Below are 21,896 nucleotides of genomic sequence, written 5' to 3' on the forward strand. Positions count from 1 at the left end.
TCAATACTAATTCAAAATATAATGGCCTTAACAATGAAACGACTTGCATTTTTACTTTTAGGAGCTACACTTTTCGCTTCTTGCGATGATAAAAAAGCTGATTTAAATAAGGATATCGCAATTCAGGTATCCGTAAAGGAAATTGCACCCAAAAGCATCGAAAAATATATCAGTACAACAGGTACAGTAGAACCAATCAAAACGGTGAGTTTAAAATCGGAAGTTGCCGGTAAATACCAGCTTCAAACCAATCCTCGTACCGAAAGAAAATTTCAATTGGGAGATTACGTAAAAGAAGGAACTGTTGTAATTCAGCTTGAAGACAAGGAATATGAAAATAATATCAAAATCAAATCCTTAGAACTACGATTGGAAATTTCCAAACAGACTTTCGAAAAACAACAGTCGCTTTACAAAAAAGGAGGAGTGACTCTTTCTGAATTAAAGAATGCTGAAATTGAATTGATAAATGCCAAATATTCATACGAGGATGCCATATTCCGATTGGAGAAACTAAAAGTAAAAGCTCCATTTTCAGGAACCATTACCAACCTTAACTATTATACCCAAAACACCAGAATCGAAGCAGCTTCTCCTGTTCTAAACATGATGGATTACAGCAAACTTCACATGGAAATTAATCTTGCTGAGAAAAACATTTCCATGATTAAAACTGGTCAGCCGGTTAATATCGTGAACTATACCATTCCTGGCGATACTTTAAATGGAGTGCTTGCTCAACTTTCACCAGCCATTGATGCCGAAACACGTTCGTTCAAAGCGGTAATTGACATCAACAACTCAAAACTATTGTTACGCCCCGGGATGTTTGCCAAGGGAGAAATTGTTGTTGCCAAAGCCGATTCTGCTCTTGTAATTCCTAAAAATGTAATTCTAAACAAACAAAAAGGAAACGTTGTTTTTGTTGTTCACAAAGGACTGGCAGAAGAGCGTGTAATTGAATTTGGCTTAGAAAACCCAAATGAAGTGCAAATTGTTTCAGGATTGGAAAAGAAAGATCGATTGGTTGTTAAAGGTTTTGAAACGCTTCGAAATCGTTCAAAAATTAAGATTGTAAAGTAATTCCACATGAAGAAAATAACTCAATTTTCAGTTAATTACCCGGTAACTGTGTCCATGATTGTATTGGCCATTTTACTCTTAGGCTATGTTTCGCTGGGTAAACTGAGTGTAGATCTGTTTCCGGAAATGAATGCACCGCGCATTTTTGTGGAAATAAAGGCAGGCGAACGACCTCCCGAAGAGATAGAAAAGCAATTTATTGAAAGCATAGAATCCCAGGCCATCAGGCAAAAGGGCGTAAGTCAGGTATCATCGGTTTGTATGGTTGGTTCGGCTCGCGTTAGCGTTGAATATACCTGGGGAAGCGATATGGATGAAGCTTTTCTTGACCTGCAAAAGGCTTTAACAACATACTCTCAAAATTCTGAGTTAGACGATTTCACGATCACTCAACACGATCCTAACGCATCTCCTATTCTAATTATGGGAATGCTTCATCCTGAAATAAAAGACATGGATGAGCTTCGTAAGATTGGTGAAAATTACATCCGAAATGAATTGATCAGATTGGAAGGCATCGCTGAAGTGGAGCTAACAGGTGCACTTGAGAAAGAAATTAGAATTGAAACCAACCAATATCTTTTAGATGCTCATGATCTGACTGTTGATCAAATTGTTCAGAAAATTCAAAGTCTAAACCGAAATGTATCGGGCGGAAGCATCGTTGAAATGGGTACCAAGTACATTATTAAAGGGGCTGGTTTAATTCGAGATATTGAGGAAATAGAAAATGTAATTGTTGGTACCAAAAACCTACAAACAAACCTTCCAACTCAAGCCGGTACAAATCAGGGTAACCAAGTACCTGTAAAAAATAAGGTGCCAATTCGATTGAAAGATATAGCACAGGTAAAGTTTGTTCCTAAACAAGCTCAAAATATTGTTCGAATAAATGGTGAACGCTGTGTAGGGCTTTCCATTTACAAAGAAACAGGATCGAATACAGTAAAAGCTGTAGAAGATTTCGATACTGCAATGGAATCCATTAAAAAAGCTTTGCCGGGATATCAATTTATCATTGTACAAAATCAGGGTCAGTTTATACAAAAAGCCATTGATGAAGTAGAAGAAACAGCTTTACTTGGAGTTTTGATCGCGATTTTTGTATTATTCATTTTCCTTCGAAGATTCAAAGTTACAGCTATTGTAAGTTTCGCAATTCCGGTTTCTATTATTGCCACCTTTAACCTGATGTACTTTAATGGCCTTAGTCTGAACATTATGACCTTGGGTGGATTGGCACTTGGTGCAGGAATGTTGGTCGACAATGCCATTGTTGTGATTGAGAATATCTTTAGAAAAATGGAGCTTGGCTTATCGGTGAAAGATGCAGCCATTGAAGGAACCTCTGAGGTAGGTGGCGCCATTGTTGCTTCCACTTTAACCACCATTGTGGTATTTCTTCCAATTGTATATCTGCATGGCGCTTCTGGTGCTTTGTTCAAAGATCAGGCCTGGACTGTTGCATTCTCATTAATCGCTTCACTTTTTGTAGCCATTCTCTTTATTCCAATGCTTTTTAACTATGCCTACAAGGGAAGCAAGAAAAAGGTCCAATTTAAATCTGTTAAGATTGGATGGTATGGCGAATTATTAGCAAATCTTTTAAATAAAAGAGGACTTGTAATGATTAGTGCTTGTGTTTTACTGATTGTGACCGGACTAATTCTTCCAATGGTTGGTAATGAATATTTACCCAAAAGTGGTGTTGGTGAGTTTAGTTTAGATGTAGAACTACAAGAAGGAACCCAACTGGAAAGAACTTCAAAAACGGTTGAAGCCATTGAATCGATGCTTTGGCAATCAATGGGTGATCAAATTGAAACAGTTTACAGCAAAATTGGTCCTGATACAGGAAGTGCAACCGACAAAGCTGTTTTCCAAAATGAGAATACTGCCAATATCAAAATTAAATTAAAGAAGGAATACATTTCTCTATCGGAAGAAATTCTAAACAATGTTGGGACTTTAATCAGCAATGTTCCCAATGCAGAAATATCCATAGTAAGAGATGAAACCGCTTTACAATCAACAATTGGAACTGAAGACGCTCCTATTGAAGTTGAAGTAAAAGGAAAAGATATGGCGGTTTTAGAACGCTTATCGAAAGAGATAAAGGAGAGTTTGATTTCCATTCCTGAGTTGGCCAATGTACAAACCAATATTGAGGAAGGTGCTCCTGAAGTTAATGTTGTGGTTGATCGCTATAAAGCAGGTATTTTCAATATGAGTACCGAAAGCATTGCTGGACAATTGCAAGACATGCTTATGGGAAAACAAGCCGGCAAGTACGAGCACGATGGCGAAATGAGCGACATCACCGTTCAACTTCCTGAGATCAGTATCAACGAGCTGAATTCTGTAATGCTTCAGAATGGCAATTCAGAAATTCCTCTTTACGAACTTGCCCATATCGAAAAATCCTCATCGCCGAAACAAATGCTTCGCAGAAACCAAAACCGAATCGGAAAAATTAGTGCTGATATTCGTGGTGACATAGCATTCGACCAGGTTGTTGGAAAGATTAATGAGAAATTGGCAAATGTAGACTTGCCAACGGGTTACCAAATTGGATTAATTGGTGAAGAACAAAAAAGACAGGAAGCCATGTCGAACCTTAGTTTTGCTCTAATGCTTTCGGTAATTCTTGTGTATATGGTAATGGCATCTCAGTTTGAGTCTTTAATTCATCCATTTACCATTTTACTTACCATCCCTTTGGCAGGTGTTGGAGCTGTTTGGGCTTTCTTCCTACTAGGGATTCCTATGAACATTATGGCCTACATCGGAATTATCATGCTGGGAGGAATTGCGGTAAACGACTCCATAATTCTGGTAGATGCCATCAACCAGTTCAAGGAGCAAGGAAACTCATTACGCGATTCCATTATCATGGCTGGTGAGAACAGAATTCGACCAATTATCATGACCAGTGTAACAACCATTTTGGCTCTTCTTCCATTAACAATTGGATTTGGCGAAAGTGCTGCCCTTAGAGCTCCGATGGCTATTGCAGTAATTGCAGGTTTGATTACTTCTACCCTTCTGAGTTTGGTAGTAATTCCTTGTGTATACTTTGCCTTCGATAGAATTCAAAGTTTTATCACCAACTCAAGGGAAGAGAGAATTAAATATGTGAAAGAGTAAAATATTGCGGATTAAGTCCCCCTTAAAAGGGGAATTTAGGGGGATGTCTGTCTCAAAACACTCCCCTTTGTCCCCTCTCAGGAGGGGAATTGGAAGCTAAAATTTGAAATATATGAACTTCATTATAAAAAGAAAGGTTTTAATTGCCATGCTCTTCGCAGGATTAAGTATGCTGGGATATTTCTCCTACAAGCAGCTACCTGTCGAATTGATTCCCAATGCAAACCTTCCTATGCTCTTTGTTCAGGTTGGTACCGGTATCGAGGTGGATCCACGATATATGGAAAATCAGGCAATTATACCTTTAGAAGGAGTTGCCGGAAGCCTTGAGGGAGTTGAGAAAATAGAATCAACTGCAGGACAGCAACGCGGAAGCATCGAAATTTCTTTTGAACAGGGCACAAATATCAAGTACGCCTATTTAAAACTTGCCGAAAAGGTGGAGGAAGTCAAAAAAGATCTTCCCCAGGAATTTCAGGTTCAGGTTTTAAAATTTGACATGGAACAACTCAACAACATGTTCATGAACATTCAGGTTCGCGGAAGTGGTGGAGTGGACCGTGTGCGACAAATCACCGAAAATGAAATCCTCGATAAAATCCAAAACATTGATGGCATTGCCAATGCAGCAATATTTGGTGGTCGTGAAAAATCAGTAGAAATATTGCTTCGCGATGATGTGTGTAAGAGCTATGGAATTAGTCCTTCCGATGTTCGAACGGCACTGAATAACAATGGCAACATTCGACGTTTTGCAGGAAAGGTAATCGATAAAGATCAACTGAATTTTGTAAATGTGGTTTCCCAGTTCTCTGATATCAACGAGCTACATGAGTTGGTTGTACAGGAAAAGGGAGATATCCGTTTAAAGGATATCGCTTACATTCATTACGGGGTAAAAACTCAAACTTCCTACAGTCGTGTAAATGGTAAGGAAGCGGTAACCCTGCAATTGACCCGCGATGCTCAGTCAAACATCATTGATTTATCGGAGGTCACCCTTGCCAAAATTGATGATCTAAACAAAGAACTAAAGACCAAAGATATAGAAATGGTTGTTCAGCTAAATATGGCTGAAACCATGAAAACCAATATCGATTTAATCATCGAACTGGCCCTGGTAGGAGGTGTGTTGGCAATATTTATCCTATGGATTTTCTTAAAAAACTTGCGATTGGTAACTGCAATTGCTTTGGCAATTCCAATCTCGGTTTACACTGCTTTCAACTTCTTTTATGCCTACGGAATCAGTATCAATACACTAACGCTGTTGGGAATGGCCCTGGCCATAGGTATGCTCCTCGATAATAGTATTGTCGTCCTCGAGAACATATACCGACTGGCTGCACAAAAGAAAGATGCAAATACGGCAGTAATTCAGGGAACCAAGGAGGTTTGGCGCTCAATCTTCGCAGCAACCCTAACCACCATAACGGTATTCCTGCCATTCGTATTTTCATCCAATTTCCTAATCGGATTAATGGGCAAGCACATTGGTGTTTCCATCATTTCTACCCTATTGGTATCCTTGGTGGTGGCTTTGCTGTTGATTCCTATGATTACGCACAGCTTTTTAAGACGTAAAGGAAAATTTCAGGAGATAAACTTTGAGAATATCTCCTATCACAACCGATTGGTACAGGTGTACCTGGTATTGCTAAAATCTTGCATGCGTCACCCGGGAAGAACCGTTGTGGGCGCTTTAGGTTTATTCTTCATCACTTTACTGATCAGTTTGGGATTAAGCTTTATTTCTGCTGAAGAAACCGAAAACAAAGACCTAAACCTATATGTAAACCTTCCGGGAGGTACCACACTTGAAAATACCGATCTGTTTGTTCAGCAGATAGAAGAAAAGTTGGCCTCACTCGAGGAGAAGAAAGATATCACCAGCCAGATTTACGAAGAGGAAGCCATGCTTACCATTAGCTTGGTAGATGATTATCGCGAAAAGCAAAATTTAAGCATTCCTGGCATCAAGAAAAACATCATGGAACGCCTTGACGGCTTGCCTCGCTCCTCTTTTAGCTGGGAACCTCCGGCACGAGGAAGAAGGTTTGGTGGCGGCGGAGGCGATGGCTTCGGTGGCGACGATCCATTCATGGAAATGCTGGGTATCGGAAGTCAAAAAGAAAAGCTGATTATTAAAGGTCAGAATTTCGATAAGATGCTTAACCTTTCGGAAGATTTGGACTATTACCTTAACCAGCTTACCTCCATTAAGAATGTGAATGTACGCATTCCTTCCAAACGACCTGAATTGGTTTTGGAATTGGACAAGCAGGTAATGGCTTTGTATGATATTCCTGTGAGTGCGGTTTTATCGGAGCTGAACTCTTTCCCAAAAGAGTTTTCGAGTAATGTTATGTTTAAGGAAGGAAACGAAGAGTACGATATCGTTATTAAAACCCTTGGTGAGAATCCTGAAATCACGCGAAATGCACAAGATCTGCGCAAGCTAACTGTTCGAGGAACTCAAGGGGCAGAATTCGAATTGGAAAATATCAGTAAATTCAATTTTACCGATGGCTTGTCTACCATTAAGCGAACCAACCAGGAAAAACAGCTGGTGGTTTCTTATCAATTTATCGATGAAGTAAACGATGACAAGGACCTTCTTACCGCTGCACGAGTAGAAATCGACGAAATCATTGGAGGAATGACCTTGCCTTCGGGACTGGCCGTTGAAATTGTTCACGAGGAAAACAGCTTGGGCGAATTTGGCTTCCTTTTCCTTATGGCATTTATTCTTATTTTCATGATTCTGGCATCGGTTTTCGAATCGTTTAATATGCCAATTGTAATGATGTTCTCGATACCAATGGCTGCCATTGGTTCATTGCTTGCCCTGATACTTACCGGAACCTCATTGATGAATGCCAATGTGTTTACAGGTCTTATTATTTTGCTGGGAATTGTGGTAAACAACGGAATCATCATGATCGATTATTCCAATGTGCTTCAAAAAAGAGGTTACCGACAATCCAGAGCCTTAATGATGGCAGGTTTGGCGCGTATACGTCCGATTTTAATTACAGCCATTACCACCATTATTGCCTTAATGCCATTGGCACTGGGACGAGCTGAATATGTAACGCAAATTGGTGTTCCGTTTGCCATTACGGTAATAGGAGGATTAAGCTTAAGTACCATCTTAACTTTGGTATTCATTCCAACACTTTATACCGGATTACAAACCAGCTTAAACTGGATGCGCAATCAGCAAGTTTGGGTTAAAGTAATACAATTTGGCATTTGGATAGCCGGAGCCTATTTCATATACACCGAGGTAGACAGTAAAATCTGGCAAATCATCGATCTATTGGTACTTCTGTTATCGGTACCTGCCTGTATTTATTTTATTCAGGCAAGTTTGCGCAAAGCCAACGAAGAGCTCATTGCTGCCGATGACGAATTGCAAATCCAGATCCGAAATCTTGTAAAAATATACGATTGGGATGGCAGGTTTATGCGCGAATGGAAATCAGGATTAAGAATAAGAGAACGTTTGGGATTAAAACACTCTTACACCCGCTTGCGCGATTTCTTAACTCTGATATGGCAATTGCCACTAATCGCCTTCATGATCTTTTTCATCTATTTCCATTTGCAAAGTAAATTTTGGTTGGTTTTCTTATCCATCAACTTCCAAATTATGCTTTTGTATTTCATGGCGCCAATTATGGAATACAAAAAACACCTAATGGAAAAGGGCAAAAGCAAATTGGGCAGAATCGTAATCAACCTGTTCCATAAGTTCATTTACTGGATTTTCCCATTGGCTGTATTGGCTTATTTCAACAGCAAATACGAATTAATCGGCTTGACCATTCCGGTTGCGGTACTGTGGTATTTTGCCTTGCTGATTAAGAAAACATCAGACAAAATTTATCGCGAAAAAATCAATATCAACCGATTAACAGGAAGGTTTAAAGGAATACGCAAATTCTTCTACCGATTCGTATTGATTATCCCAATCATCGGGAAACAGAAGGTTCCTTTTAAAGCGGTAAAGAGCGTTTCTTTCGACATTGGCAACGGTATGTTTGGATTGCTGGGACCTAACGGTGCCGGTAAATCAACCCTAATGCGTATTGTTTGTGGAATACTGGAACAGAGTTACGGACAAATCACCATTAATGGCATTGACGTACGTGAAAAAAGAGAAGAACTGCAAGGCTTGATCGGTTACCTTCCTCAGGAATTTGGCATGTACGAAAACATGACCGCCTGGGATTTTCTGAACTACATGGCCATCCTGAAAAAGATTCACAATACCGAAGTACGCACAGAGCGTGTTCGATACGTGCTGGATGCAGTGCACATGCTCAAGAACAAAGATGAGAAAATTGGATCCTTCTCGGGTGGTATGAAACAGAGAATTGGAATTGCTCAAATCTTGCTTCACCTGCCAAGAATTCTTGTGGTAGATGAGCCGACAGCAGGTCTTGATCCTCGCGAACGAATCCGTTTCAGAAACCTTTTGGTTGAGCTGAGTAAGAAACGAATTGTGATCTTCTCTACTCATATTATCGAGGATGTAGCAAGCTCGTGTAACCGGGTGGCGGTAATGAAAAAAGGAGAACTGAAATATCTTGGTGAACCTGTTCATATGGCAGGAATTGCCAACGAAAAAGTTTGGATGTTGAAGATTTCGCCTGAAGAATTTGAACAGTTTAAGAAAGAACACGTGATTATTCATCACATGCGCGATAAGGATCATATTCGAGTAAGATGCCTATCGGATGAAGATCCGGGATACGGAGCAGTGAATACCAAAGCAAATCTCGAAGATGCATATTTGTGCTTGTTGAATGACAGCAGCGAGCAAAAAATAACCATGATGAATGTGTAGACTGAACCACGAAGTAAAAACGAAGGATAATACTTTGAGAACCCTTTGTGGTTAAAAACAAAAAACATGAAAGCAATAGAACAAATAAAACTCATAACAGACTTTGTTCTCTACAATGTGAAAATCATATTTGCGAATAAATTCATCTATTTTCTGATAGCAGCCTTCGCCTTCTTCTTTATGGTTATGGGCATCATGCTATTTACAGATTCTAGTCCCGATGAGTCGGATATTTACACAAGCTTAATTTTCCCGGGAATATTGATCCTCTTTTATCCGGTGATCTATATCATCCAAAGCGATAAGGATACCCGAATGCTCGAAATTCTATTCGGAATTCCCAATTACCGATACAAAGTTTACCTGGTACGTTTTGCATTAAGCGTTCTCTTACTGGTATCACTAATGTTTTTAATGTCGTGGTTAACGGTCTTTCTGGTAATCAAGATTGATGTATTCCATATGGTTTACGAGCTGATGTATTGTCTCCTGTTTTTGGCAAGTTTGGCATTTTTGCTCACCACTTTAATTAAAAATGCAAGTGGAGCAGCTGTAGTCATGGTGGTTTTAGGATTGGTATTTCTGATACTGGCCGAACCTTTACAATACAGCAAGTGGAACATCTTTCTAAATCCTTTTAACGTTCCGGGCGATATGAGTTACACCATCTGGCAAAATGTACTGTATCAAAATCGCATGATGCTAATTATAGGTTCACTAATTACCATTCTGTGGAGCTTAATCAACCTGCAACGCAGAGAAAAGTTCGTATAAAACAATGAACAGTTAGCAGTAAGCAGTTATCGGTTCATAGCTGCAAATTTAAAGCATTAAATGCCCGGGGTAAATGAGTGAAAAAAATCTCACCCCGGGTTAAAAATTCTTCCAATTCATTGTCGCGCTCAACTCTGCTATTTATTCCAGAATAGTTTTTGCGACAATCTTGAAACCTGAGTTCAGAAACATTTCCACAGAAATTTATAAAAATTACAAACCTCCTTTTTCCCAGTATTTTCGGCACTTTTAGTTCACTTTTATTGTTTATCAACTACATCTTCTAGTTTTTAAACTGTACTTTTAGTTGTTAAACTAGATTTTATAGTTATATTTGATTAAAATATTTTGCAAAATGAAGAAGTTAACACAGAAAGAAGAGGAAATTATGAAATTATTTTGGGCCGAAGGTCCGATGTTTGTAAAAGAACTTCAGAAAATCTTTCCCGATCAGAAATTACACTACAATACCCTATCGACCATGGTAAGAGCTTTGGAAGAAAAATCATTCATCGCTCATGAGACCTTTGGAAAAACGCATCGCTACTATGCTGCCATTACCGAAGAAGAATATCACAAAAAAACCATGGGGAATGTAGTTAAAAAATACTTCGACAACTCTTACAAAAGAGTAGTATCCATGTTTGTTGAAGAAGAGAAACTATCCATCGACGAGCTGAAAAGATTAATTCAGGACATTGAAGACAATAAAGACAAATAATGCTGTTTAGTTTTATTACATACATGATAAAAACAGGTATTGGCCTGGCATTTTTCTACCTTCTGTTCAAATTGTTGTTGAGCAGAGATGGAAGACATGCCTACAAAAGGTTGATACTTCTGCTATCGGTAGGTGCTGCTTTTACAATACCGCTGCTGGCCAATATGATTCCCGCTAGCGAGATAAATTCTACCCCAATGGTAAAAGTTCGGGAACTTATTGAATTGCCATTGGTGGAAACTGGCATAAGCGACAGCACACCTCTCGAAACGACAGGCAAAATAAGCCATACACATCAAATAAATTGGTATGTGCTGATTTACCAATTGGTTCTGATTCTGCTGTTCCTGCGTTTCCTGCTATCCTATATAAACATTTTTAAATGGCTAAAACAAGCCAACATACAATCCTATAAAAATTTACTACTGGCGATTGTACAAGATAACATACAGGCATTCTCGTTTTGGAAATACATTGTACTCTCAAAACAAGATTACCAGAACAATAAAACTCCAATTCTTCTGCACGAAGAAGCACACCTAAGGCTGCATCATTCATACGATGTAATCTTAATGGAACTGGTTTGTTTTCTGCAATGGTTCAATCCATTTGCATGCTTATTGAAAAAGGAATTAAAACTGGTTCACGAATTTCAGGCCGATCAGGCCGTACTCAAATCTGGCATCGATGCAACACAATATCAACTGTTGATTTTGGAAAAAGCTGTAGGCAAAAGACGTTTTGCTTCAGCAAATCATTTCAAACAAGGTTCAATCTCAAAACGAATTAAGATGATGAAAAAGAAACAATTATTACGATGGAGCGTTGCAAAAACCCTACTCTTTTTACCTGCAGGATTCCTGCTTTTACAGGCATTTGCCAATCCGAAAGTAAGTGAAAAGGTAAATACTCTGCCTGCTCTCATAGTTCAGGCCAAGGATAGTGAATCGTGGCTTAAGGAATGGCGATATGACAATATCGAAAATTTAAATGCTGGTGTTTTCTTTGGCAAACAGCCTGCCCACAAACCCGATTTAAGTTGGAAGTTAAGACCCATTAAACAAAGAAATGTTTTACAGGTATTGCAAAACAAACGCGGTGATATTCTTATAAACGGGCAATTGGTAGCCAAAAAAAATCTAAAAGCCATTGCAAAATCATTTATCAGTGGTAAAAACCATTGGAACAATGCCCATCCTGAAATGGCTGTAAGCAAATTGAGCAATGGCAAATCGGCAAAGGTAAACCAGCTTGCCATTAGCTACCAAGTTGACAGGGCTACTCCAAAAGAAGCCATTGCCAAAAGCATGCAAGCCTTTGGGAAAGCTTACCTGGAAGTGCGATCGGAAAAAGCACAAGAGCTGTTTGGAAAGGATTACTTTCAGTTGTCGGATACACAGCAATTGGAAATTGATGAAAGAGTTCCGATCCGCATCGCGCCTTTCACAGCCGTTAAAACTTCTGCCAATGCAGTTGACATCAGAATTACAAAGGAAGGAATCTTTATCGATCAGAAAAAATGTGCGTTAAGCCTTATCGAAGAGAGAACAAAAGCTTTGGTACAAAACAAAAACCGATCGCTTGCCGAAATCAGAGTTCTCGATCCAGCAATCAATAAGGACACCATTGAAGAAATCAAAAGACAAGTCCGAAATGCGGGCATCAAAAGAATTAACTATTCCGGCGTAATGAGTGTAGTGGAAACTCCCGCCAGGTAGTTATTAAATAATGTTCATAAATAAAGCTCAATAATTCAGATTATTGAGCTTTCCCTTTATACATTAATAACCTGAGTTCGATTAATAAGCATTCGCCTTCATTTTCTTAAGTTGACGGTTCCAGCTGTACAATCCACCTTTTAGATGCGCAGCTTTGTGGAAACCAATTTTACGCAAGTAATTTCGCACCTGCTTGCTTCTAAATCCCAAATGGCAAAAAATAATGATATCCTTATCCTTAGGCAGGGTAGGAATCTTATTTTGAATCTCTCCCATCGGAATATGAATGGAGTTCTCGATCCCTTCTTTTGCCAATTCATGCGGCTCACGAATGTCAATCAGTAAAATATCCGAACCCTTTTCCAACTCCTCCATCAACTCTAAAGCGGTAAAACTTGTTTTGGGTGCATTATCATTGCTTGTAAAAATATTCATATTCAATAGTTTAATAAAATAGGGGAACAAAACTCTTGAAAGGCTCTGTTTACAGCCCTTCCGAACAAGTACCAAATTAAAAAAAAATCACGATTCAAGCCTCATCAGGCAGGAATAGATACCGCTTCTTTGGCTTATACAGATCAATTATGAACAGCGAACAATTAGCAGTTAGCAATGAACAATGAGCAGGAATCAATGATCCATTAAAACTCAGCCTTCAAAATTTCATCTACACAATGCAATAGGGTCATTTTGCCTTTGTAGCTATCGCAATTGGTTTGAAATGCCACGGCAATTTTTTGATCCGGATAATACAGGAATATGGAACGAAATCCGGGAACGAAACCCGTATGACCATATGCTTTGCCATGCGCGCTCTTAAAAATAAAGCTGCCCATACCATAGGCGTCGTGCTCGCTTAAAATCCCATTGGGATTAGGGGTAATAATTTTCTGCAGCATTTCATTGGAAAATGGCAGAGCCTCGTAGTAAAACCTGGCCCATTTTGCCAGGTCGGATGTGGTGGAAGCATACCCTCCGCCAGTCCATTCCATTTGCGGATTAAAAGCATACATTCCATCAACCACCATCTGTTTTGGCATATGAAAAAAGGCATCCAAACCCGAATAGCCAACTGGCAATCTTGGGATATCGCGACGGGTTGCCCCATAGGTTTCTTTAAAATGCAGTGGGGCTAAAATCCTGGCATTAACCACCTCGTAATAATTCATGCCCGTAACTTTTTCAATCAGCATCCCAATCAGCAAATAGTTGGTATCGGAATAAGCCCAGCCCTCGCCTGCCTTGTGCACCGCTTGCATATCAAATGCAAACTGCAGTCGGTCCTTGTAAGTCCATACCTTATCGGGATTATTTTCCAGTTCGATCCACAACTGCTCATTCTCTATATAACGCGGCAAACCACTGGTGTGCTGCAAAAGCATCTCAACGGTAATCTCCCCAATGTTTGGCAATTTCGACAACCAACACTCCCCTTTGCAGTAGTTAAAAAACTTCTCGTTCAAATCAACTTTACCCTCTTCAACCAATTGGTACAACACTGCTGCAGCATAGGTTTTCCCAATGCTTCCCGAAAACATTACGTGTTGCAGATTCATTCTTTCCTTACGGATAGAATCGGAATAACCTGTTGCATAGTTTTCCTGTCGTCCATCCTGAAAAATGATGGAGAATTTTGCTCCAGGCATATCCAACAACTGCACAATGCTATCGAGCTTATGCTGATAGGTACACTGCGAAAATCCGTCGGTGCAAAAAGAGAATACCAGAATAAAAAATAGGGGAAGAGAGGTGTACTTGTTTTTCATAGCGTGGCTGGCTTGGGTTAAGTGACTGTAATATAGCTTGTTTTTTTGAATTTATCCAGACATAACATTATTATTCATATCATTTATCTCTCTTTCAATAAATCCCTTATGTAATTCTCCATTCTCTTAAAGTGCGATCCTTTCCAAAACACCTTATCACAGACTGTACAATAAAAAAAGCGATCAAAAATCCTGTAAGTATCTTCGTCTACTCTTGTTTTCACCCATTTTTTATCAACCACTTGCAGCTTGGCATTACAGCTTATGCAACGACTAAATGATTTAAATTGCTGATACAAATCGAACTTTTGAACCACCTCTCGAAGCTGTTCGTGTTTTTCGATAGATCTTAGGTAATAGGCATGGGTAATTCTTTCTGATTTTAGCAGGAGTTTATCGCGTGTTAAAATGATTCGTCCCTCATGTAATGATTTATCTATAATTGCCTCATCATCCATCTGGTTCTTGTAAAAACAGTCGAAGCCCAGCATTCGTAAATACCTCGTGAGTTTTCCCAAATGGCAATCGAGAATAAACTTTGTTTCGCGCAAAGGAATTTTTCTCAATTGAGTCTGTCCCCTTATGTCCATACTTTCGAACTGCGGATAAACGCTAACTCTATCCTTCTCTTTTAGGCTATGTTTTACATTGGCCGATTCTCCGTTTACAAGAATTAAGTCGACCTCCGAAAAGGGAATTCCAAAAGATACCAATGTATCACCAACATTGATAGGAGTTTTAAACCACTCCTCAAACTCCCTTTGTCTTCGCTGTTCTGGTAAAAAATCATTTAGCTCAGCATAAAAGCGAAATACAAATCGTTTTTTAATGGAATTGATTTTTGACATACAAGTAAATTAAACCAGGTATTGTCTACATATTGGCTTGTGGATAATGCTTGCTTACAAGCTTACATTCAATCAAATCTTATGGTGCGAAGCATGTAACAAAAAATAATTTCTTTGGCAGGATAATTACCCTATGCAAGTTAGGGCTTTTAGTATCATTCCACAACACATCCCCTTTATCTTTTAAGCCGGTATGTCATTGCAAACCAAACAAATCGTTTTTAACTCTCCTGCAACATGCAGCACGCTCTGCAAGGGTATTGTAATGCTTCCTGCAGATTGCAGGAAGATTTACAAGGGTATTGTAATGCTCCCTGCAGATTGCAGGAAGATTTACAAGGGTATTGTAATGCTCCCTGCAGATTGCAGGAAGATTTACAAGGGTGTGTAATGCTCCCTGCAGATTGCAGGAAGATTTACAAGGGTGTGTAATGCTCCCTGCAGCTTGCAGGAGGGTTTACAACAAGCCAAAACACAGAGAACATACGGAATAATAAAAACTTAACCTTTTCTTAACAGTAAAAACACACATATCCCTTTATTACTTCACATTAGATTCGTAAATTCAACATGTATTATTAACCAATCACAATTGTTTATGTTTTCATTTATCAACTATCCAAGTCTTCGATTAAATGAATTTATTCAATTTTATCAAGACATTTTAAAAATTTTAGGTGCCAACGATCCAGAGGCACTGAAGGTAAAATCGCAGTACGACGATTTAAATGCACTGGTGGCTATTTTAGCCAGCTATTACAAACCTGAATTGGGCTCAGAAATTACGGCCGAATTGCAAGAATTGGATGAAAAGCGCGATAGCGCACTGCGTGGAATCGAATTACAGGTGAAATCTTACACCTTTCATTACAACGATTCAATACGTTTGGCAGCCAACCTGTTGAGCAAATTTTTTGAGCATTATGGTGCAGCAATTAGCCGACTAAACTACCAAGCCGAAACCTCTACCATTAACAGCTTAATTGAAAAACTGGAAAGCGAACAAAAGTATGCTGATGCAGTTACAGCTTTGAAACTGATCGACTGGAAAACAGAGCTAAAAAGCATTAATACCAAGTTTAACCAACGCTACCTGGCACGAATAGAAGAAAATGCTGACAATCCTGAAACCACAGCAATGGAGCTGCGAGCAGGTATAGCAGCAAGTTACCGTAGCCTGACAAATTATTTGCAGGCCTACGCAACTCTGAGCACAGAAGGCGAATACGATAAAGTAGTGAAGCTAATAAACGAATTGGTGGACGAATACAACAAGCTAATTAAGAGCCGAACCAATTCGGAAAAAGAAACAAGTCCGGAAACGGAAAATCAAGAGACACAAGCCGGAGAGGCTTCTGAGTAGTTGCGCATTGTTATAGTAGTAGAGCCCTTCGGGGCTCTTTTTTATTGTAGATATTTTTCGATTATTTTTAATACACGAGAAAACTCGTTCTATAGTGAGGTCGTAACAAACTAATATACTGTTACGACCTCACTATTATAATATTTATTCTCTAAATTTATTTACAAAGACTAGAAGCAAAGACACAAAAACACCTATAAAAATAGCATCTTTAATTTCTTTAACTATAGGATACCTATCAGCATTAGTGAATAAATCAAGCAACCATTCTCCAACAAATATTCCTACACTAAATATTATAGAATAAAATAAAAACTGAAATACTTTTGGTTTCATATAAGTAATTTTATCAAGATGCAACATGATCAATTAATGCAACTATTCCTCTTGCAGCAGATGAATAGCATGCAGTACCAACCATTCCTGGAGGACCTCCTACAGATCCTATAATACCACCTACCAGATCCGACTTACCCATAGCTTCTACTGTATCACAAAACCAATCCCAAGATTTGACACTTGATTTAGAAGATGTTTGAGAGTTTAATTCATTTACCCATTTGTGATAATTTTCATGCCAATATTGAATAGAGTAACGACCAATAGAGGTAGCTGATAATAAAAGTTCTGCATCTTCGGAGTTACATTTGGATGTTATTTCATTTTCTAATTCCTTTATTCTTGAAATTGTTTGATCAAGTCCTTCATTAAGATTAGATCTAATTTACTTAAATATATAACTTGATTTTCAGTCAAATTAACTTCGCTTTCAACTGCTGAAACAATATCATCGCTACCCGCACTTTTAATTTTAGAAAAAGTTAAAGAAGGAAAAGTTTTAGTGATTTGAGTTATGTTTTCATTTCTAGTAAACTCTGATGTTTCAAGAAAATCAATAGTCCCATTATGAACTAGAGAGGTTAAATCCACGGAACTCTTTAACTTTTCAGAGACTTTATTATCTTTTAAATATTGAAACACATGATCTAATCCCTTGTTGTGTTCTTGCCCAATTTTTTCATAGTCTACCTTTGATTGAATTTCATCAACATTTGAATCTTTTGAACAAGATTGCCATAAAAAACCGGATATCAATATACCTAATAAACATCCGAGCAATACATTTTTTCTCATAACTATTTTTTTTAGGTTAATATTCAAACATTTATTCTTTAAATATCCAAAAGGTAACCCACAACTCAGCATGCTATGCAACATAATTAAATATTTGTTTTTTTACAAAAAAAATCTATTATAGTTTTGTTTTACTACACATTAGGCTTTCTTCGTTTATCATTTACAACTATTTTATCCGATCTATTCCTGTGATAAATGCTAAGAAATTCACAAGCATGGATGCTACAAAAACAAAACAGCTTAGTCGACAAAAGTTATAATTTTTAATTTAGGCTCCACATTTCCAGGCCACTTCTGCTTGGCATCAGGAAATAGCAAACTTGTGATTACATAACTTTCATCATTCCTTAATGTGATTTTAGTATAGTGATAGAAATCTGTAGGGAGTATCATATGTTTGCCATTGAATAGCCTGCGTGTCATGAATCGTTCAATTTTCTTAATGTCCTGAAAATTGATTTCCGCATCTACACCTTTTTTGGAATAAATGATTTTATCCCTCTCAATAGTTAAGCTAACACCTTTATTGGTGAAATAGTACTCCAAATGCAGATATAGAACTAAAATAGAATATCCAATCATGAAGGCATAGACCACAATCAAAGCATCAATGCTATGCTGTATCCCTTTCGAATACTGATAGAATGCAAATAGTGTGAAGAAAGCTAAAAAAAAGAATATGCCTTTTAGGTGTTTCAAATGACTTCTCCATGAAATCTTAATGATTGTATCCATAGTGTTTACGATCTCCTGTTTGATAAATCATCCATCATTCTATTGATTTAGAAACTATATGATCCCATGCGTTCATATAGTTACAGAATGTCGCTCTTGCTATCTCTATCGTGTGATAAATGGTAAGAAATTAACAAGCCTGGATGGTATGAAAACAAAAAAGCTCATCTGCATGAGCCAATGAGTTTTTATTCGAATTTTTCAGAGTCTCTGGCAGACTGAAATTCGCTGAAATCACTCATTTTTAAAATCGCTGAAATTTACACCTTTTTCCCATGAACTCTACTACTTTCGGCACATTTAGAAAGTATTCAAATAAATGACAGATAAAGATTATTTAATATCAAGAACGAAATTCCGTCAGGTTTACCCTCAGGCCTCAAAATATTCTTAGCCTAGTTCCAACACGATTCAACAACAAAAGGATTGTGTATTATTTACCTGTTAAAGTACATCCTAACCATTGGGACAAGTCAAGGGACAAAACTTCAATAAATAGCCTCTTAAATGTGGTAAACCACCTAAAACAATGGCTAACTACAAGATTAAAGAGCTTGGGAAATGGCAGAAATAGACGCGGTATAGAATCTACAACAAGGTCAAAAGGCGGCATTAAGGAAAATAAACATGTACCAGAATTCGAGCTTATAAAAACCCATACCGCCCGAAGAAGTTTTTGTATCAATGCATACACGAATAATGTAACAAACAACAATATACGCGAGCAGAATTTGCTTCTTTAATATATCTAGATGAGTTCTAAACAAAGTTAGGAGCTCATCTTTTTTTTTAATTTATCAATTGTATATTACTGCTATTTATAACTTTATTACGTTTACATACACAAATTAGACATGTAAACGTAATGGAGTAAAAAGATATAAGAAAAATAAACGTAACTAGTTAAGCTAACATATACGTTGTGCTTAATTTAAAAAAAAACAGAAATTGAAACGAACAATATTTTATTCTTGGCAATCTGACCTTCCAAATAATTCTAACCGAGGGTTTATTGAATCATGCTTGACTAAAGCTATTAAACAGGTTAATCATATTGTACCATTTCAATTAGAATTCAATATTGATAGGGATACCCAGTCTGAGATCGGGACACCAAATATCTTAGATTCAATATTTAAAAAAATAGAGCGCTCAAAAGTTTTTATAGCTGATATTTCGATTATTAACCCCGATAGCGAATATAGGAAGTGTCCAAATCCTAATGTACTTATTGAATTAGGTTATGCAGCTCGTGTATTGGGCTGGGAAAGAGTTTTTTGTTTTTATAACACCGATTATGGAAACATCGAAGATTTGCCTTTTGATTTAAGGCAAAGGCGTCCAATTCAATATAGTTTAAAAGGGAAAAATAAGTCGGAAGTACGAAACTCAATATCCAAAATTCTTGCAGAATCAATAGCACAGTTACATAAGAATGGTGGTCTATTTGATAAAATCGACGACTACATGAAAGAGAAAATTGATACAGAATTATTAACTATTGCAGGTCACTTAGGTAAAATACTGTTTGGTTATAACGGTAAATCAGCACCTGAATTATTACAGTTAGTAATGAATCTTTCAGATGAAGAAATTGAAACGTCAATAAAATCACAAGAATTCATTGGATTTCAAATATTCAAGAATTTAAATGTACATGAAAAGAATCTTCGAGTAATTGCTGATAGCTTAATCTCTTCTGTGCACCATAACAGAGAAATGACGCGCCCTATTATTGAATTGGTAAGTTGGGCAGGTAGATTTGATGCATTAAATTCTCCTAGAAATGAATTTCAATGGTTTAAGAAGCTTGACTCGAAAACTCAAGAATATAGAGTTGCTCCACCTTCACAATTTGCAAAAAATGACAAACTCCCTAATCGTTTTGTATTATTGAAGAATTTAAATGAAAAAGAAGGAGTTGTAGTTGATTTTGGAGATTTCATTTATAAACCAAGAGTTCAAAACTTAACGACCCGTTTCAAATTTGATGACAAAAACATTAAAACTTTTGTTTCCATCATAAGACATTTTATTACAGCTACAGAAGATTGGCTGGATTTGACAAATGGTGAAATCATAATTGATTTTCATCACAACTTTGAAATAAAAACAAACTAAGCACAACACACGCTCATAAATAATTGCCGAGGTTGTAGGTATTCAAAGGTCTCTAGCTCGCATAAACTGCGATTAAACTTGAAAATAAAACACTTCGTAACCGGCAACTATTCATAGCGCAAAACGTTAGGGGGCATAAAAAAATCGTACCGTTTACGCATCTAATCGCATCATAACGTATCACTCTTATCGGATAGTTATCGTATAATAACGAATCATATCGTATCATTCAAGCAGGAAGTTTTGTATCTTTGAGTATGGATAATAGAGTACATACCTTTAGTTTAGCTCTGGATTGGCAATTGGTAAACCATATTAGCCAAATTGACAGATTTGATGCATCATGGGCAACAATTGAAAAAAGAGAAGGACAAAGCCTAAAGCAATTGAAGAGTATTGCGACAGTTAGAAGTGTTGGCGCTTCAACCAGAATCGAAGGGTCAAAAATGTCGGATAGAGAGGTAGAAGTTTTGTTAGGCGACTTGGATATTACAAAATTAACAGATCGTGATTCTCAGGAAGTGGTTGGATACTTTGATGTTCTGGATTTGATATCAGAATCCAATGAACACATAGAGATCTCTGAGGCTGGAATAAAGAATCTGCACAACATGCTGATGAAATATAGTTCAAAGGATGATTGGCATAGGGGTGACTATAAACAGCACAGCAACACGGTTGAAGCATCTATGCCAGATGGAACAAAACATGTTGTTTTCCAAACTACTCCAGCAGGATTTGCAACAGAGGATGCAATGAGAGCCTTAGTAGAATGGTATTATGAAGACAAGAATACACATCCATTGGTTAAAGCAGCAGTTTTTGCCTATGATTTTGTTAGTATCCACCCATTTCAAGATGGAAACGGAAGGCTTAGTCGCTTGTTATCTACTCTTTTGCTCTTAAAGCAGGGATATGATTGGATTCAATATGTCAGTTTCGAGCATGAGATTGAAAGTCGGAAGACTGAATACTATAGGGTGCTCAGAAGTTGTCAGGCTAATAGGCCAAATGAAGAAATTACAGTTTGGATCCGTTTTTTCTTTAGTTGTATGAAAAATATTCAGGACCAGCTTATGAAAAAATTGGAAACACAAAGTGTAGAACGAAGTCTTTCTCCTAGGGATAAATCTATTTTAACATATATTGGAACTTATCCAGGTTGCAGGTCAGGTGAAATAGCTAAAAGATTAGGTATTCCAAGTCCAACAGTAAAACGAATTCTTTCAGAATTATTACAATTGAATTTCATAGAAAAACATGGCTCTGGTCCGGGAACCAACTATTCAATAAAATAAAAAGAACGCCCCATAACATAATGCAAACCCAACAGCAAGGTCACGAAGTTGCAATCACCGCCTCACGCCCGATCGACTATCCTAACGGATACTCGATTACAAGCTGGGCTTGCTGAAGTGTTTGCACCGAACGTTAGGCACAACTAGGCTAAAATGAAAACTTCTCAACAAAAATAACAATCCGTCAGGCATAAAAAACAAAACGCTTAACTTTTAAAAGTTAAGCGTTTTTCCTGAGGTCTCTGGCGCATGCCGCGGTTTGGCTCGGCTGGATACAGAAGTGAGATTTTAACAACAGAACTATAAACAACAGACCTGCGGAAACAGCGG

The 21,896-nt window shown here is 37.8% G+C and carries 16 protein-coding genes; 9 read left to right on the plus strand and 7 right to left on the minus strand.

Annotated elements, in window-relative coordinates; all coding sequences use genetic code 11:
- Positions 1–33 precede the first annotated feature (33 nt).
- From NQ163_RS18215 to NQ163_RS18240, 6 genes are all read left to right on the plus strand, one after another.
- Positions 34–1,083, plus strand: a complete 1,050-nt coding sequence (locus tag NQ163_RS18215; protein WP_268191765.1) for an efflux RND transporter periplasmic adaptor subunit — start codon at positions 34–36, stop codon at positions 1,081–1,083.
- A 6-nt stretch (positions 1,084–1,089) separates the two neighbouring features.
- Positions 1,090–4,230, plus strand: a complete 3,141-nt coding sequence (locus NQ163_RS18220) for an efflux RND transporter permease subunit (RefSeq protein ID WP_268191766.1) — start codon at positions 1,090–1,092, stop codon at positions 4,228–4,230.
- 112 nt (positions 4,231–4,342) lie between these two features.
- Positions 4,343–9,085, plus strand: a complete 4,743-nt coding sequence (locus tag NQ163_RS18225; protein WP_268191767.1) for an efflux RND transporter permease subunit — start codon at positions 4,343–4,345, stop codon at positions 9,083–9,085.
- A 66-nt stretch (positions 9,086–9,151) separates the two neighbouring features.
- The gene (locus tag NQ163_RS18230; RefSeq protein ID WP_268191768.1) at positions 9,152–9,859 is read left to right on the plus strand and encodes a hypothetical protein; all 708 of its coding nucleotides are present in this window, start codon (positions 9,152–9,154) and stop codon (positions 9,857–9,859) included.
- Between the two features lie 355 nt (positions 9,860–10,214).
- The gene (locus tag NQ163_RS18235) at positions 10,215–10,580 is read left to right on the plus strand and encodes a BlaI/MecI/CopY family transcriptional regulator (protein WP_268191769.1); all 366 of its coding nucleotides are present in this window, start codon (positions 10,215–10,217) and stop codon (positions 10,578–10,580) included.
- Between the two features lie 23 nt (positions 10,581–10,603).
- Positions 10,604–12,298, plus strand: coding sequence for a M56 family metallopeptidase (locus tag NQ163_RS18240; protein ID WP_268191770.1), 1,695 nt, complete (start codon positions 10,604–10,606; stop codon positions 12,296–12,298).
- Positions 12,299–12,379: 81 nt separating this feature from the next.
- Here NQ163_RS18240 and NQ163_RS18245 read toward each other — a convergent pair whose 3' ends face one another.
- From NQ163_RS18245 to NQ163_RS18255, 3 genes are all read right to left on the minus strand, one after another.
- Positions 12,380–12,733, minus strand: coding sequence for a rhodanese-like domain-containing protein (locus NQ163_RS18245; protein ID WP_268191771.1), 354 nt, complete (start codon positions 12,731–12,733; stop codon positions 12,380–12,382).
- Between the two features lie 206 nt (positions 12,734–12,939).
- Positions 12,940–14,064 (minus strand): serine hydrolase domain-containing protein, encoded by a 1,125-nt coding sequence (locus NQ163_RS18250; protein WP_268191772.1) that lies wholly within the window; start codon positions 14,062–14,064, stop codon positions 12,940–12,942.
- A gap of 83 nt (positions 14,065–14,147) precedes the next feature.
- Positions 14,148–14,912: a Mut7-C RNAse domain-containing protein gene (locus NQ163_RS18255; RefSeq protein ID WP_268191773.1), complete on the minus strand. Its 765-nt coding sequence runs from the start codon at positions 14,910–14,912 to the stop codon at positions 14,148–14,150.
- Between the two features lie 598 nt (positions 14,913–15,510).
- Here NQ163_RS18255 and NQ163_RS18260 point away from each other — a divergent pair.
- The gene (locus NQ163_RS18260; protein ID WP_268191774.1) at positions 15,511–16,275 is read left to right on the plus strand and encodes a DUF6261 family protein; all 765 of its coding nucleotides are present in this window, start codon (positions 15,511–15,513) and stop codon (positions 16,273–16,275) included.
- 144 nt (positions 16,276–16,419) lie between these two features.
- Here NQ163_RS18260 and NQ163_RS18265 read toward each other — a convergent pair whose 3' ends face one another.
- The 4 genes from NQ163_RS18265 to NQ163_RS18280 form a co-directional block, all read right to left on the minus strand.
- Positions 16,420–16,611 carry a hypothetical protein gene (locus tag NQ163_RS18265; RefSeq protein WP_268191775.1) on the minus strand — a complete coding sequence of 64 codons (192 nt, stop codon included), beginning with the start codon at positions 16,609–16,611 and terminating at the stop codon, positions 16,420–16,422.
- A 13-nt stretch (positions 16,612–16,624) separates the two neighbouring features.
- A complete protein-coding gene (locus tag NQ163_RS18270) occupies positions 16,625–16,753 on the minus strand; it encodes a hypothetical protein (RefSeq protein WP_268191776.1) in 129 nt (42 codons plus the stop codon).
- A 197-nt stretch (positions 16,754–16,950) separates the two neighbouring features.
- Complete coding sequence (locus NQ163_RS18275) at positions 16,951–17,409, minus strand: hypothetical protein (RefSeq protein WP_268191777.1); 459 nt, start codon at positions 17,407–17,409, stop codon at positions 16,951–16,953.
- A 243-nt stretch (positions 17,410–17,652) separates the two neighbouring features.
- Complete coding sequence (locus NQ163_RS18280) at positions 17,653–18,147, minus strand: hypothetical protein (protein ID WP_268191778.1); 495 nt, start codon at positions 18,145–18,147, stop codon at positions 17,653–17,655.
- Positions 18,148–19,095: 948 nt separating this feature from the next.
- Here NQ163_RS18280 and NQ163_RS18285 point away from each other — a divergent pair.
- Together NQ163_RS18285 and NQ163_RS18290 are read left to right on the plus strand one after the other, a co-directional pair.
- Positions 19,096–20,268 carry a hypothetical protein gene (locus tag NQ163_RS18285; RefSeq protein WP_268191779.1) on the plus strand — a complete coding sequence of 391 codons (1,173 nt, stop codon included), beginning with the start codon at positions 19,096–19,098 and terminating at the stop codon, positions 20,266–20,268.
- A gap of 257 nt (positions 20,269–20,525) precedes the next feature.
- Complete coding sequence (locus tag NQ163_RS18290) at positions 20,526–21,566, plus strand: Fic family protein (protein ID WP_268191780.1); 1,041 nt, start codon at positions 20,526–20,528, stop codon at positions 21,564–21,566.
- The last annotated feature ends 330 nt before the right edge of the window (positions 21,567–21,896 follow it).

Source organism: Marinifilum sp. D737, assembly GCF_026672275.1.
GTDB lineage: Bacteria > Bacteroidota > Bacteroidia > Bacteroidales > Marinifilaceae > Marinifilum.

Excerpts from the sequence above, each read along its gene's own strand:
- NQ163_RS18215 (WP_268191765.1), top strand. The coding sequence starts at position 34 with ATGAAACGACTTGCATTTTTACTTTTAGGAGCTACACTTTTCGCTTCT.
- NQ163_RS18220 (WP_268191766.1), top strand. The coding sequence starts at position 1,090 with ATGAAGAAAATAACTCAATTTTCAGTTAATTACCCGGTAACTGTGTCC.
- NQ163_RS18225 (WP_268191767.1), top strand. The coding sequence starts at position 4,343 with ATGAACTTCATTATAAAAAGAAAGGTTTTAATTGCCATGCTCTTCGCA.
- NQ163_RS18230 (WP_268191768.1), top strand. The coding sequence starts at position 9,152 with ATGAAAGCAATAGAACAAATAAAACTCATAACAGACTTTGTTCTCTAC.
- NQ163_RS18235 (WP_268191769.1), top strand. The coding sequence starts at position 10,215 with ATGAAGAAGTTAACACAGAAAGAAGAGGAAATTATGAAATTATTTTGG.
- NQ163_RS18240 (WP_268191770.1), top strand. The coding sequence starts at position 10,604 with ATGATAAAAACAGGTATTGGCCTGGCATTTTTCTACCTTCTGTTCAAA.
- NQ163_RS18245 (WP_268191771.1), bottom strand. The coding sequence starts at position 12,733 with ATGAATATTTTTACAAGCAATGATAATGCACCCAAAACAAGTTTTACC.
- NQ163_RS18250 (WP_268191772.1), bottom strand. The coding sequence starts at position 14,064 with ATGAAAAACAAGTACACCTCTCTTCCCCTATTTTTTATTCTGGTATTC.
- NQ163_RS18255 (WP_268191773.1), bottom strand. The coding sequence starts at position 14,912 with ATGTCAAAAATCAATTCCATTAAAAAACGATTTGTATTTCGCTTTTAT.
- NQ163_RS18260 (WP_268191774.1), top strand. The coding sequence starts at position 15,511 with ATGTTTTCATTTATCAACTATCCAAGTCTTCGATTAAATGAATTTATT.
- NQ163_RS18265 (WP_268191775.1), bottom strand. The coding sequence starts at position 16,611 with ATGAAACCAAAAGTATTTCAGTTTTTATTTTATTCTATAATATTTAGT.
- NQ163_RS18270 (WP_268191776.1), bottom strand. The coding sequence starts at position 16,753 with ATGGGTAAGTCGGATCTGGTAGGTGGTATTATAGGATCTGTAGGAGGT.
- NQ163_RS18275 (WP_268191777.1), bottom strand. The coding sequence starts at position 17,409 with ATGAGAAAAAATGTATTGCTCGGATGTTTATTAGGTATATTGATATCC.
- NQ163_RS18280 (WP_268191778.1), bottom strand. The coding sequence starts at position 18,147 with ATGGATACAATCATTAAGATTTCATGGAGAAGTCATTTGAAACACCTA.
- NQ163_RS18290 (WP_268191780.1), top strand. The coding sequence starts at position 20,526 with ATGGATAATAGAGTACATACCTTTAGTTTAGCTCTGGATTGGCAATTG.